This window comes from bacterium (assembly GCA_036504735.1).
GTDB lineage: Bacteria > Electryoneota > RPQS01 > RPQS01 > RPQS01 > DASXUQ01.
Genome location: DASXUQ010000009.1, coordinates 247,907 through 260,692 on the forward strand (window position 1 = coordinate 247,907; position 12,786 = coordinate 260,692).

Below are 12,786 nucleotides of genomic sequence, written 5' to 3' on the forward strand. Positions count from 1 at the left end.
GCGACTCGCAAGCCGGGACTACACGTCCAGATTGGTTACATACCGCGCATTGGCTTCGATGAACTGCCGTCTTGGTTCGACGGCGTCGCCCATCAGGACCGAGAAGATCTTGTCGGCGGCGGCGGCGTCTTCCAGCGTCACCAGCATCATCGTGCGGCGGTCGGGATCCATCGTGGTTTCCCAGAGCTGCTCGGGATTCATCTCGCCCAGGCCCTTATAACGCTGCACGTACACGTTGCTCGCTCCGCCGAATTCCTTCATATGCACGTCGCGCTCTTTTTCGTCATACGCGTAGCGCACAGCTTTGCCCTTGGCCACGCGGAACAGCGGCGGCATGGCAATGTAGATCCGGCCGTCTTCCAGCAGGGCCTTCAGGCGGCGGTAGATGAACGTCAACAGCAGCGTGCGAATGTGCGCGCCGTCGACGTCGGCATCGGTCATCAGAATAATCTTGCCGTACCGCACCTTGGACAGGTCGATGTCCTCGCCGTCCTGTCCCCAGCCCGCGCCGATGGCCATGATCAGCGTCTTCAATTCTTCGTTGTCGAGAATCTTCTCCGGACGGGCCTTCTCCACATTCAGGATCTTGCCCTTAAGCGGCAGAATCGCCTGAAACTCGCGGTTGCGGCCCTGCTTGGCGCTGCCGCCTGCCGAATCGCCCTCGACGATGTACAGCTCGGAAATCGCGACGTCATTGGAGGTGCAGTCCGCCAGTTTGCCGGGCAAGCTCCCGGATTCGAGGGCGCTCTTGCGCCGCGTCAGGTCGCGCGCCTTGCGCGCCGCTTCCCGGGCTCGCGCCGAGGTCACCGACTTTTCGATAATCGACTTGGCCGCGTGCGGGTGCTCTTCAAGATATTGCCCGAGCTTTTCGTTGACGATCTGCTCGACAATGCCCTTGACTTCGCTGTTGCCCAGCTTGGTCTTGGTCTGGCCTTCGAACTGCGGTTCGGACACGCGCACGGAAAGCACGCAGGTCAACCCTTCGCGCACGTCCTCGCCGGAAAGCTGGAACTTCTCGTTCTTGAACAGCTTGTTCTTCTCGGCGTAGTTGTTGATCGTGCGGGTGAGGGCCGACTTGAAGCCCACTAAATGCGTGCCGCCTTCAATGGTGTTGATGTTGTTAACGTAGGTAAGGGTGTTCTCGTTGTAGCCGTCGTTGTACTGCATGGCCACTTCCACCGGCACGCCTTCGCGCTCCTGCGAGAAATAGATTACACCCTTGTGGATCGCGGTGCGGGTCTCATCGAGATACTTGACGAATTCGGCGATGCCGCCGTCGAACTTGAAATCGTGCTTGGTGCCGTCGCGTTTGTCTTCGGCCAGAATCCGCAGGCCGCGGTTGAGGTAGGCCAGCTCCTTGACCCGCTCCACCAGTGTGCTGAAGTTGAATTCGGTGGTCTTGAAAATCTCCGGATCGGGGAAAAAGGTCGTCATGGTACCGTTGCCTCGCCCGTTCCCGATCTCTTCCACTTTCCCCGTGGGAATGCCCCGCCGGTATTCCTGCCGGTATTTCCTGCCGTCGCGGCGCACAATCACTTCCAGCTTTTCGGAGAGCGCATTCACCACCGACACGCCCACGCCGTGCAGACCGCCCGACACCTTGTAGCTGTCGCGCGAAAATTTGCCGCCGGCGTGCAACACGGTCATCACCACTTCGAGCGCGGAGCGCTTTTCCACCGGATGCATGTCCACCGGAATACCGCGCCCGTTGTCCACCACGGTCACCGAGCCGTCTTCGTTGACGGTCATGCGGATCTCGGTGCAGTATCCCGCCATGGCTTCGTCCACGGAATTGTCCACCACCTCGTACACAAGGTGATGCAATCCCCGCGTGCCGATGTCGCCGATGTACATTGCCGGCCGCTTGCGCACCGCCTCAAGCCCCTTGAGGACGGTGATCGAAGATGCTTCGTAACTGGATGCTTTTTTCTTTTCCTGTTCGAGAATGCTCTCAGCCATGTATCGTTCCAATCGTAAGTGAAAAATCGTTGCCTACTGTCCCGATCCCTGAACCCCCTTCTGATTCCCCCTTTTTGCAAAGGGGGAAGGGCATCGGGGATCCCCCGTTCACGGGGGATTAAGGGGATCAGGTCTCCCCCCTTAGCATAAGGGGGGACCAAGGGGGGTTCTGTCTCCCCCGTTCACGGGGGACCAAGGGGGTAATTCGCCAGAGCAAACCCCTATAAAGTTAAACGCTTCAGCGCCTGCCGAATCTCCTTTGGCGCGGTCACATTTCCGGCCAGAGCATGCCTAAGTTCGGGCGGCCATACCATAGCCAATATACGAAAATCGCCAGCAGGATGGTTGCCAGAATTGCGGCGGCGGTGCGGCTCATCCCCACCGGTCGCCCGGCAAAGACGCCGTTGAAAATCAACAGCCCGGCCAGCGCAAGGAAGATCCCCGCGCCAAGATATTTGATCAGGGTATGCATTCCAAAATGCCCGCATTTCCGCTACATCTGCGGCCACCACTCGGCTACACTGGGATAGCTCCACAGCAGCCAGACAATGAACAGCGCAAGCGTGATAACCCCGACCCCGATCGTGACCGCTTTGCCTTGCCACACCGGCCGCTCGGCAAACACCCGGTTGAAAATGACAATCGCGGCTATGGCCACGACGAACCCCGCGCCGCCATATTTGATCAGCGTATGCATCATGCCGCCGTCATTTTTCGAACGCACCGTTTTGCATGCCGATCCAGAAGGCCCGGAAGAAGTTGTGCCGGACGGCAATGCAAAACGCCAGCCCAAGCACCGCCAGCAGAACCAGCGCAATCGTGATCAGCGCCGTGGTCCGCCGGCCTTCGGTGAGCATCGGCGGTTCCATGATCCTCGATGTTCCCCAAGACACGCCGCCGCGTTTCATGGCTCGCCACACGGCCAGCCCACCCAGTGCCAACAGTCCGAGCGGTGCGTTCCAGCGCGAAAGCCACATCAACATGGTCGTGTTTTCCTGGAGAGCATCAGCGATTGATTTCCCCACCGCAGGCGGCCCCGGGTGCAGGGGTCACCCCTGCTTGAACAGGTCCTTTGTCTGCTCCGCTGCCCAGGAAATATCCTTGGCGCGCGGGTGCTTGTCCGACCAGCGCACAATCGCCAGCCCATAGGTCAGCCCGCCGCCGAAGGCATACATGAGGATCGGATCGCCCGGCTGGATCTCCGAGAATTGCGGATCGTGCAGATGCCGCGTGAAGGCTTCGCCCAGCGCCAGCGGCACCGCCGCCGAGGTCGTGTTGCCGAAGCGGTTGATATTGCGGATGACACGCTCGGGACGCAGCCCCACCGCGCGCGCCAGCGCCGTCGTAATCCGGTCATTGGCCTGATGCATGCAAAAGGCCGCGATGTCATCCGCCTTCAGTCCGTTTTTTTCCAGCGCTTCGCTGATCAGACGCGTGCCCAGCGGCACCACTGTTTCGTACACTTGTGGACCCTTCATCCACACCCGCCGCAAGCCGCGCGAGACCGCTTCATCGGGATAGTTCGCCGCCTCCGGAACCACCATGCTGCCGATCAGATCAATGCCGGAGGTATCCTGCCCGGACGTCATGTACAGGAAACAGTCATCTACCGGGGCGCATGCCGCCAGCACCACGGCCGCCGCCGCATCGCCGAACAGCATGAAGGAGCCACGGTCGCGGGGATTGGCCGCTCCCGCCATAGCATCCGCGCCCACCACCAGCACGCGCTCCGCCATACCCGAGCGGATGGCCATGTAGCCCTGTTCGAGGGCGTACATGAAGCTCGAACAGGCGGCGGTCACATCATGTCCGGAAATCTTCGGATCCTGAAAGGAGTGCGTGACCCAGGCCGCTTCCGACGGCCAGTGGTCTTCCGGCGTCACCGTGCCGACAATAATCCGGTCGATATCTTCAATGGTGCATCCGGCGGCATCTAAGGCCCGCCGGCAGGCCAGCGCGGAATAGTCGTAGAGCTTTTCGCCCGGGTTCATCCAGCGCCGCAGTTCGACGCCCGCCGCCTTGCGCACCCACTTCCCGTCCGTCGGCTTTCCCGCCGCAATATTGACACTTTCCGGAGGATCCAGAAAGGGAATTATCGCTTCCGTGACGTCCTGATTGGTCACCTGTCGAACCGGCAACCCCCACCCCAACCCAGCAATATAAGCGCCGTACGGTCCGACGCGCGTCCCTGCCTTTGCGGCAGAATATACTTCACTCATTCTACATCATCCCAAAAGTTGTTATGCTGCGCTCCGCACCGTGCGGGCCAGCGGAAAAGAGAATACGATTTTTCTGAACACGGTTACGGTCTAAACGTAACCAACTTGTAGGGGAGGGGCAAGCGGAAAGAAGCCACAATGAGCATTCCGTCCCACGCGCGACCCGCCCGTCTTACCGAAATGACAAAAAGAAGATTGCAGCAACAAGAGCGATCAGATGAGTTTCTGCGGTCAGCGCTTTTCACCGATTGATACACTCTGCTCTCCAGACTCGTTTGTCACAACGACGTTATGGTCGCCGTATATGATGTATTGAACGAGTCTCTGAACCTTCTTTTGATCAGCGGCCTGTTCGCCGATTTTGCTTGCTTCTTTCTCAGGATATATCCGTTCCAGTTCTAGCACGAATTCCAATAACCGATTACGGATGATATATAGTATTTGTTCTAATTGAGCCTTGTTCAGCACTTTCCATGCTTGCATGCAACGCATACCGGGATAAAGAATATCTGCGAATGGTGTCAGGTAGCGCTCGGGCCAGAGGACCTTTACGCTTGCTTCCCGGTCCATGCTTAGCAAGCCCTCGATTTCTTTTACACCTTGAGCTACCCGGTGATACGGAATTGTGTTCTCAAATTCTTCTTTGATCTCATCGGGTAAATACGAAGATCCTATCTGTAGATTCTTGGCCTGTCTCCCCCAGGCGTCGACAAATAGACCGAGATTTGCCACACGGACAATCCGATAGTCAGGGACCGCCATCATGTCTTCAATGTAGCCTGACATTTCGCGCTGAACCCAGTCTTTTAATTGTCCGTTGTCTAGCAGATATGCCACCTCCAAGGCGTTCCGTAGCACAACAGACAGAGGAAGGTCATGATTCACTGCCGCTCGGCGCAAATCTTTCAGCTCGGACACATCCAACTCCTTCTGTTCAACATTTGCGCTTCAACTCTATGACCCGAAAAATGCCTGCCACAAACCGACTACCGTTCCCCAAACCCCCTTGCCCTTCTCATTGACGGTCTTGCCTTCGGACACCTCACTGCTTGGGTTAGCGACATTGACAGCGCCCTTTTGGATAGGCACGTGCTGTTGGCCAGAGGCGTTTGAGACTATATAGTTATTATCGCCCAAGATAATGGTGTGAACGGAATGCTCTATAGCGGCTGCTGATTCCTTGATCTCTTGCGGCGTTGGTGTACGATCTTTGGGAAGCGTTTTCTCTAAGTCAATCACAAAATCTAATAGCCGGTTCCTGACGGTGTCCAGCACTTGTTCCAACTGTGCTGAGGAAAGGATCTTATGCGCTTCCATCAGCACCATATCTTGAAATATCTTTTCGCCGACTGCGGCTACGGTGTTTGGCGGCCACTGAACAATCAGTTGGTTGTCGCCCTTGTTCTCTACGGTTGATTCAATGGCCTTGATCCCATCGTACAGGACGTGTTTGCCTGCCCATTCCTGAAGCTTTGACGACAGATTGAATGTCGGTATTGGCTGATTGCGAATGCCGCTTCCGAAGGGGCCCGAGAAGTTGCCTATTGAGTGGGTGGACAGGACACGATACGATGGGACGGTATCGCCATCAAATGCGTAACCTTTCATCTCCTTGTCAACCCAACCCAACAACTCTTTGCTGCCCAGATCCGTTGCGAGTACTTTCGCTCTCCGCAATATTCCCGATAATGGAGTTTTCTCGTCGAGAATTGACTCCTTGAGGTCCGACAATGCAGACATATATGTCTCCTCCGAAATTTTCTGTCCCCGCCGGGGGCACTCGCGCACCCCCGGCGGAGAACATCAGATATTCATTAAGCTGCCTCGACTTCTTCGAGGGACCGCGCCGTCTGCGGCGCTGTCCCACCGCCGAAGGCGGCTATGGGTGCAGGGGTCACCCCTGCATGTCTGAAGTTGGCAAAGGTGACAGGAAACGCGTCAATGGCTTCAATCGTCGCCTGGCCCATCAGGCCCTGCGCGATGCGGTTCATGCCGAAGCCGCAGCCGGCGTGAGGCAGACCGTGGGAGCCGACTTCTTCGAAGTACGGTTCGAAATCTTCCAGCACCGATTCTGCCGCTTCATCCATCGTCGGATATTTGCCCGCGGCCACGAGCCACTCAAAGCGGCGGTTCACCAGATGCTCGAACATCAGCGAATGCACCAGGCGGTCTTTCAGCAGATCCAGCTTGTGCAGCCGCACCGCCGCGCCCACCGATTCGCCGCTGCCGGGCAGAATCAGGTCCGCGCTGTCAATCCGCCCTTCGCCGTCGGGCAGCATGTTGAAGAACTTGATTACCTTCAGCTCGCGCTTTGTAGCGCCGCACGGCTGTGCGCTCTGCAGTTCCGGATGCTCCCACAGCGGATCGGGGAACTTCATCATAAAGACCGGCCCATGCGCTTCGGCCAGCTTCAATTCCTGCCAGTGGGTAAAGTCCTCGCCCCACAAAATCGGCTCGCCGAGGCTCTGCAGTTCGGCAATCGCTTCGCTGTAAGTCAGACGGGCAAAGGGCGTGCTGGCCCACTTGTCTAAAAGTTTGACGCGCGCATCCGAAAGGCCAAGCCCTTCGGCATTGGCGGCAAGCTGGCTGCACAGCGCCTGCACAAAGCTCTGAATTTCGTTCAGCAGGGCATCATACAGGTCGGCAGGTTCGCCGCGGAATTCGATTTCATGGAGGGAAAATTCGAGGCAGTGACGGCCATCGGAGGGATCATGCTGTTCACCGCGGAAACTGCGGCCGGCGGTGAAGACTTTGGGGAATTTGCCGAGCGCGCCTTCAAGGTGAAGCTGCCCGGTCTGCTTGAGGAACACGGGCTGTGCGCCCCAGTTCAAGCGTCCGTCGAGGGAGGCTTCCATCAGGGAATCTACGAATTCGCAGGCGCCCGAGGCGCGCACTAAGGCGGGTACTTCCACGTAGGTGTAACCGCGTGACCACCAGTGATTGAAACTGGTGCGCGTGAGCAGATCCCACAACTTCACTTGCTGAGTCGTCTTCATGTTAAGCTCCGATCTTTCTGTTTAGAACCGTTTTTTCTTAGGGGCGAATCTCTGTTCGCGCCATACCTAATTCTGGTGCGGATCACTGTCCGCGTCATCCCATCGGTTTGCCCGCAGCAGGTTCATAACTCCCCTGCCGGCCTGTCACTGTTCGCTTTTCGATCTCCTATAGTTTATTTGCCGCGTTATCTTATTATTGTCATCCTGCATTCTTCTTAGAATGCAGGATCTCTCTTCTCTGCCCTTCCCCCTTTGAAAAAGGGGGAATCAGAAGGGGGTTCTGCTTCGTTGCAAGTAGAAGGCCCAAGTCCTTCCCCCACTTTGTGGGGGAAGTTAGATGGGGGTAACGCACAAGCCGGGGATGGGGGTCCGCCCTCACACAACTAAGCACCACGCTCCCGCGTGGTGCGGGTGCGGCGAATCCAGCACGCCGGAGTGTGCTGGCTAATGAGAACATCCACCGCTCACGCCGTCACCATCCCCTTGCGCTCCGCCAAACTTTCCTGCAGCATCTGCAACGCTTCCGCCCGGTTTTCGATCCGCTTCAAACTGATGCGACGTTCGCCGCCACCTTTGCGGTGAACCGTAAGGCGGTTGTCTTTCAACTCTATGCTCTCAACGTCGGACCATGCCATTGCCAGGGAGGAAATGGGCCGTGTGCGCAGGGAAAAACCGTGATCGGTTACGCGCAGGCGGCGCAGTTTGGGCAGCTTTTGCTGCAGGATCCCGGCCAGCATGACCACGAACCCCGCGGCCATGGTCAGCGTGCCCGGCTGCCACCACTTGTGCCCGTGCAGCTTGTGGACTCCTTCCATCATGATCACCACGCCGGCGACGACATCGTACCACGCCACGCGGGAATGGCTGTGCGCTCCCTTGCGTGACGCTTCCCGCTTGAACAGGATCATCAGCGCGAGACCGGCGGCAATGCCCAGCAGGTTCAGCGCCAGATGCTCCTGCTCCCCCTGCACCAATTCTCCCATACCGAGGATAATCAGCATCAGCGCCGGCGCCAAGTGCGAGCGGTGCTGCGCCATGTGGGCGCGGTGCGTCAGCTTCAGGTGCAGGGTTTTAGAGGCCATGATGTCAACGGCCTACAGTTGATGCCATTCGCTGGGTGGACGTTTCTTCGGCCAGAAGGTGATCGCCACCATCGTCAGCAGGGCTCCGGCAAGAAGTGACCAGAAGAGTGTGTCGCCAGGCTGGAACAGCGGCGCCAGTTTCACGGCCAGATAAATCAGAAAGCCGTAGACCAGTGCGAAGATCAACACGTATGCAAAGCGGTCCAGCCCGTGCTCGCCTGCCAGCGCGTCGTGCGCTGAATAGGCCTGGCGCAGACTGAGCGTACCGTGCCACTTGGGCAGAAAGATCATCACCAGTAGCACGATAGCCGTCGTCAGGACACGCAGCAGAATGGAAGCGGTCATCGGTTACCTCACAGCGCCGGGCGGCTCGTCATCACATGGACAAACAGGCCGATAATCACCACCATCGCCACAAACAGGCTGATGACCAGCATAATCCGCTGCCGTGGTCCCAGCCGTTTGCTCTGCAGATACTCCAGCCATCCCACATGCGGCCGCTTCCCGCCCAAAGACCACAATGCTAATCCGAAAACCGCCGCCACAATCCCTATTCCGGTCAACGTCATGCGGTCTGCAAGCGTCATCGAAAAACCTTTCTCCCGGCAAGGGTTATTTGGCGGTATACCCGCCATCAATCACCAGTTCGCTGCCGGTGACAAACCGCGATTCGTCGGAGGCCAGATAAAGGATGGCATAGGCGATATCCAGCGGCTCGCCCAGGAATCCGATGGGGTGCTGGCTGGTCAGAATGCCGCGCATGGTTTCCAGATCCCCCAGCGCTTTCATCGCGTTTTCGACCAGCGGCGTCCACACAAATCCCGGATGCACCGAATTGACGCGGATATGATCCGCCGCATAAAACAGGGCATCGGTTTTGGTGAGCAACCGCACGGCGCCTTTGGATGCATGATAGGGCGGGGCATCCTGCGCGCCGACCAGTCCGTAAATCGAAGAAAGGTTGATGATGCTGCCGCCGCCGGCGCGCTTCATGTGCGGCACCGTATGCTTGGTGCAGAAGAACACACCCTTCACGTTCACCGCCATCACCTGGTCCCATTCTGCTTCGGTGATCTCGGTCGTCGGCTTGGAGACGCCGCCGATGCCTGCGTTGTTCACCAGAATATCGATCTCGCCGAAAGTGGCCACAACATCACGGATCACGCGCCGCACATTCTCTTCGCTGGAGACATCCAGCATGAAGAACTGGGCTGAGCCGCCCTTGCTCCGGATCCGCGCCGCGCATTCTTCACCAGCATCGGCCAGAATGTCGGTCACCGCGACTTTCGCGCCTTCTTTGGCCAGAAGTTCACAGGTCGCCTGCCCGATCCCCAGCGCTCCCCCCGTCACCACAGCTACTTTTCCATCTACTCGTCCCATCTTGCTCTCCGTATCGTTAAGGATCCTTTTTCGGTTTCCCTGAATACGGTCAAGCAAGATGCGAGTTCCCAGAGGAAAATATGAAAACCGACGAATCTGCCTTACCTCAACCAGATCTCCGTGACCACACCTTCGCCCATCCCTTCGGCGATGCGTTTGAGAAGTTCGGGTTCCAGATATTGCAGTTCCGTGCGCCAGACATCGTGGTCACAATGGACTTCCAGCCGCTTGCCGTGGAACCTGTACGGCTGGGCATGCGCCGAGATTTCCGGCCCCACCAGCTCGGCCCACATCTGCTTGAGCTTGGCCATCTGAAAATTCGACTGCCACTTCTTCTGCCGCAGCAGACTCGCCAGCAGATCGTCAATCCTAAGTGCTTGTTCTTTGCGCATTTTGAGAGTAGGCTCCAACGGAGTAATATACTGATTTTCTACGAGAATAACAACCTTTCAGAGCCCTTTCGGCAACTCCCGTAAGCCATAATTGCACAAATGTTTAACTTCCCTTTGCATACGTTTTTCCCGCCCCGTAAGTTCCTGCTCCCCGTCCCCGCCTCCGCCCCAAGTGGATGATACACTAGTCCCACTTACGAATAAAAGCGAGCCTTGGTAGCCCGCTCTTTTCATCTTTGATTGCGCCGTTTCCCTGTCTGTAGTCGTGTGAACGCGCCCGGACGCTAAGTCGAGTGTACAACTCAATTTACGCGGCATAACTTTTTTATTTCCTTGCGCTTACCTCTTGACAAGACAAAAATATTTTCGTATCATTATGTCAATTCGCCTACGGGCGAAGGGAGATGAGTTTCCATCGCAGAAGGACCGCGGCCGCGGTCCTTTCTGTTTTTGTACGTTCAGCTCGCTCACTTCGTTGGGTATAGTTTGAGGCCCCAGCCCTTTGTTCGCCCATGAATGTCTTTATCAATTAGGTGACCTACCTCGCCCATAAAGTGCTGATCACGTTCTCGTAGTGGCCGAGTATCGGCGTGGTATTCAAAAATTGTGGCCCAAGTCAGCGGATTAGTTATCAGATCTACCAGTTCCAGTCCTTCAACTTTATCACCCTTAGATCGAAATGGGAGATCATGACGAGGTATGGCTGTTTGGATTCTTTTTGGACTGAGTGTACCTTGCTGGTCGAAGAGCAGGTGCCCACTGCTCCAGATCTTCATGTAAGCTTCATTCACCAGTCGGTTCTGTTGTGGGGTTCTGGATTCGGCTACCACACGTGCCGCCCACTGTGTTTGTCTTTTTCCAAGGGTATCAAGATGAAACACGATACGCTCGATATGAAGCGCCAGCGCAAGTTCATAGGGGTCTTTGTGGGGATTCTTCTCCCATAGAGGAATTTTTCCCATCAGTGCCAATTTGTCAATACAGACACAGCGTAACTTCACATCAAGGCTTCCGAGAAAACGAACAATCTTCTGCCATGTCCTGGCTATTTGTTCGTCTGAATATTCATCGAAAGGCGGTAGACGGTGGAACAAGGCTCGGTAATGGAGGTAAATTCCCGGATCACCAAACACATTTGCCTTGAAGACTCTATATCTCGGCAACAAGATGTCTTGATAGTAATTGTGGCGAACACACAGAGCCGCAACCGATAGGTATCGTGCTAACGGTTGACCGCTGGGTTTCAGAGACGAGTTTCCGTACTCATCCAAAAACACGAGCATTGTGGTTCGCGGATCATATCGAAAGGTACTTGTCACGCCTGCTTCCAAATGTGATATGGAGCGAGAGCGGGCGCCGCACGCCCGCTCTCTTTAATGACCGCTTTGCCCCGAACGAGTCCCAGTCCGGTTCAGTTCAATCGGACCGGCATGATGAGCATCAGCAGGTCTTCATCCTCTTCCTGCTCGGTGGGCTTAACGATGCCCGCCGAGGTGGGAGTCCCCAGTTCGAATACCACTTCATCGCCCATGTCGATCTGCTTCAAAACATCCAGCACATAGCCGGCGTTGTAGCCGATGTCCATCGGATCGCCCGTATAAGCGCAGGGCAGGGTTTCCTGGCCTTCGTTGCCCTGCTCGATATCTTCCACCATAATCCGCATCTGGTCGCCCGTAAGCTTCAGACGGATCTGGCGCGAAATTTCATTGGAGACGATGGACGCGCGCAGCACAGCCTGCATAAACTGGTAACGGTCCACCGTGAGCGTATTCTTGTTTTCCGAAGGAATCACCGCTTCGTAATTCGGATAGCGGCCTTCGATCAGCTTGGTAATCAGCGTCGTGTTGCCTACGCGGAAGCCGAGCTGATTGGTTCCGAACAGGACCTGCACTTCGCCTTCGCCGGCGCACATCCGGGCCACGGTATTCATGGCCTTGGCGGGTATAATACACTCGCGCGGTTCGCCGCTGTAGCCGCTGTGCTTGACGTTGATCTTCGCCAGGCGGTGACCGTCGGTGCTGACCATGCGCAATTCTTCGGGAAATATCTTCAGATAAATTCCCGTGAGCTGCGGACGCAGTTCGTCGCGCGACACGGCAAAGATCGTCTTCTCGATCATGCGCTTCAGCTTGGCGCGGTCAATCGTAAAGGCTTCCGCTTCCTCGAGCGAGGGCACCTTGGGATAGTTCTGCACACCTTCTGCCGAGAGATTATATTCCTTGTCTTCGGCGTTGAGTTTGATCCGGCCGCTCTCGTTGGCTTCCACGGTGACCATCACGTCGGGAAAGACGCGGATCTCCTCGAGAAACTTGCGCGCCGGCAGCAGCGCACGGCCATCTTTCTGACCCTTAACCTCCATCCGCGTCTCCATCGAGACTTCCAGATCGGTGGCGGTGATGGTCAGCGTATTGCCCGCAAGCTGCGTCAGGAAATGCGTGAGCACCGGCATCGGGCTTTTGGCGGGTACAACTCCGGCGAGGGGTTGCAAGCCAGTTTGCAGACTGCTCTGGGAGGCGGAAAACTTCATGAAGGCCTCATTACAAGTAGGTTAAGAGAGAGTAAAAATTCGTAATAGTAGTAGCCCCTGTGGCTTTGTGGAAAAGGGCGGCTAAACTGTTTGATTTCGGCTCTCTGCGGTGTGCACGGCGAGTGACTTGCGAGCCGCTTTCTCAAACAGTTTTCCGCTCTCGTTCACTCTCTCCCTGAAGGTCAAGTCAGTCAGGTTCTTCAGAGGAGCGGAAAAGAGTGGCTTTCCCGT

The 12,786-nt window shown here is 56.7% G+C and carries 15 protein-coding genes; all 15 read right to left on the bottom strand.

Annotation, left to right across the window (positions count from 1 at the left end; translation table 11 throughout):
- Positions 1-18: 18 nt before the first annotated feature.
- The 15 genes from gyrB to dnaN all read right to left on the bottom strand — a co-directional run bounded on the left by gyrB (position 19) and on the right by dnaN (position 12,555).
- A complete protein-coding gene (gyrB, locus tag VGL38_08510) occupies positions 19-1,959 on the bottom strand; it encodes a DNA topoisomerase (ATP-hydrolyzing) subunit B (GenBank protein ID HEY3295467.1) in 1,941 nt (646 codons plus the stop codon).
- Between the two features lie 268 nt (positions 1,960-2,227).
- Entirely contained in the window at positions 2,228-2,431 is a 204-nt protein-coding gene (locus tag VGL38_08515; protein ID HEY3295468.1) for a hypothetical protein, read from the bottom strand.
- 21 nt (positions 2,432-2,452) lie between these two features.
- On the bottom strand, positions 2,453-2,683 hold the full coding sequence (locus VGL38_08520) for a hypothetical protein (GenBank protein ID HEY3295469.1): 231 nt from the start codon (positions 2,681-2,683) through the stop codon (positions 2,453-2,455).
- Positions 2,667-2,942, bottom strand: a complete 276-nt coding sequence (locus VGL38_08525; protein HEY3295470.1) for a hypothetical protein — start codon at positions 2,940-2,942, stop codon at positions 2,667-2,669. The genes VGL38_08520 and VGL38_08525 overlap by 17 nt, the downstream gene beginning before the upstream one ends.
- A 66-nt stretch (positions 2,943-3,008) precedes the next feature.
- The gene (locus tag VGL38_08530; protein ID HEY3295471.1) at positions 3,009-4,178 is read right to left on the bottom strand and encodes a ketoacyl-ACP synthase III; all 1,170 of its coding nucleotides are present in this window, start codon (positions 4,176-4,178) and stop codon (positions 3,009-3,011) included.
- Positions 4,179-4,409: 231 nt separating this feature from the next.
- Complete coding sequence (locus VGL38_08535) at positions 4,410-5,096, bottom strand: hypothetical protein (protein ID HEY3295472.1); 687 nt, start codon at positions 5,094-5,096, stop codon at positions 4,410-4,412.
- A 36-nt stretch (positions 5,097-5,132) separates the two neighbouring features.
- A complete protein-coding gene (locus tag VGL38_08540; GenBank protein HEY3295473.1) occupies positions 5,133-5,918 on the bottom strand; it encodes a hypothetical protein in 786 nt (261 codons plus the stop codon).
- 74 nt (positions 5,919-5,992) lie between these two features.
- On the bottom strand, positions 5,993-7,174 hold the full coding sequence (locus tag VGL38_08545; protein ID HEY3295474.1) for an amino acid--tRNA ligase-related protein: 1,182 nt from the start codon (positions 7,172-7,174) through the stop codon (positions 5,993-5,995).
- A 464-nt stretch (positions 7,175-7,638) separates the two neighbouring features.
- Complete coding sequence (locus VGL38_08550; protein ID HEY3295475.1) at positions 7,639-8,256, bottom strand: hypothetical protein; 618 nt, start codon at positions 8,254-8,256, stop codon at positions 7,639-7,641.
- A gap of 12 nt (positions 8,257-8,268) precedes the next feature.
- The gene (locus tag VGL38_08555) at positions 8,269-8,601 is read right to left on the bottom strand and encodes a hypothetical protein (GenBank protein ID HEY3295476.1); all 333 of its coding nucleotides are present in this window, start codon (positions 8,599-8,601) and stop codon (positions 8,269-8,271) included.
- An 8-nt stretch (positions 8,602-8,609) separates the two neighbouring features.
- Positions 8,610-8,843, bottom strand: coding sequence for a hypothetical protein (locus VGL38_08560; protein ID HEY3295477.1), 234 nt, complete (start codon positions 8,841-8,843; stop codon positions 8,610-8,612).
- 25 nt (positions 8,844-8,868) lie between these two features.
- Positions 8,869-9,636, bottom strand: coding sequence for a glucose 1-dehydrogenase (locus VGL38_08565; protein ID HEY3295478.1), 768 nt, complete (start codon positions 9,634-9,636; stop codon positions 8,869-8,871).
- Positions 9,637-9,737: 101 nt separating this feature from the next.
- Positions 9,738-10,028: a DUF721 domain-containing protein gene (locus VGL38_08570; protein HEY3295479.1), complete on the bottom strand. Its 291-nt coding sequence runs from the start codon at positions 10,026-10,028 to the stop codon at positions 9,738-9,740.
- A gap of 467 nt (positions 10,029-10,495) precedes the next feature.
- Entirely contained in the window at positions 10,496-11,347 is an 852-nt protein-coding gene (locus VGL38_08575; GenBank protein ID HEY3295480.1) for a hypothetical protein, read from the bottom strand.
- 92 nt (positions 11,348-11,439) lie between these two features.
- Entirely contained in the window at positions 11,440-12,555 is a 1,116-nt protein-coding gene (gene dnaN, locus VGL38_08580) for a DNA polymerase III subunit beta (GenBank protein ID HEY3295481.1), read from the bottom strand.
- Positions 12,556-12,786: the final 231 nt, after the last annotated feature.

What these genes read in the sequence shown, in the direction of transcription:
- VGL38_08555 (HEY3295476.1), bottom strand. Translation starts at nt 8,601, where the DNA reads ATGACCGCTTCCATTCTGCTGCGTGTCCTGACGACGGCTATCGTGCTA.
- VGL38_08515 (HEY3295468.1), bottom strand. Translation starts at nt 2,431, where the DNA reads ATGCATACCCTGATCAAATATCTTGGCGCGGGGATCTTCCTTGCGCTG.
- VGL38_08525 (HEY3295470.1), bottom strand. Translation starts at nt 2,942, where the DNA reads ATGTTGATGTGGCTTTCGCGCTGGAACGCACCGCTCGGACTGTTGGCA.
- dnaN (HEY3295481.1), bottom strand. Translation starts at nt 12,555, where the DNA reads ATGAAGTTTTCCGCCTCCCAGAGCAGTCTGCAAACTGGCTTGCAACCC.
- VGL38_08560 (HEY3295477.1), bottom strand. Translation starts at nt 8,843, where the DNA reads ATGACGCTTGCAGACCGCATGACGTTGACCGGAATAGGGATTGTGGCG.
- VGL38_08570 (HEY3295479.1), bottom strand. Translation starts at nt 10,028, where the DNA reads ATGCGCAAAGAACAAGCACTTAGGATTGACGATCTGCTGGCGAGTCTG.
- VGL38_08530 (HEY3295471.1), bottom strand. Translation starts at nt 4,178, where the DNA reads ATGAGTGAAGTATATTCTGCCGCAAAGGCAGGGACGCGCGTCGGACCG.
- VGL38_08540 (HEY3295473.1), bottom strand. Translation starts at nt 5,918, where the DNA reads ATGTCTGCATTGTCGGACCTCAAGGAGTCAATTCTCGACGAGAAAACT.
- VGL38_08545 (HEY3295474.1), bottom strand. Translation starts at nt 7,174, where the DNA reads ATGAAGACGACTCAGCAAGTGAAGTTGTGGGATCTGCTCACGCGCACC.
- VGL38_08550 (HEY3295475.1), bottom strand. Translation starts at nt 8,256, where the DNA reads ATGGCCTCTAAAACCCTGCACCTGAAGCTGACGCACCGCGCCCACATG.
- gyrB (HEY3295467.1), bottom strand. Translation starts at nt 1,959, where the DNA reads ATGGCTGAGAGCATTCTCGAACAGGAAAAGAAAAAAGCATCCAGTTAC.
- VGL38_08565 (HEY3295478.1), bottom strand. Translation starts at nt 9,636, where the DNA reads ATGGGACGAGTAGATGGAAAAGTAGCTGTGGTGACGGGGGGAGCGCTG.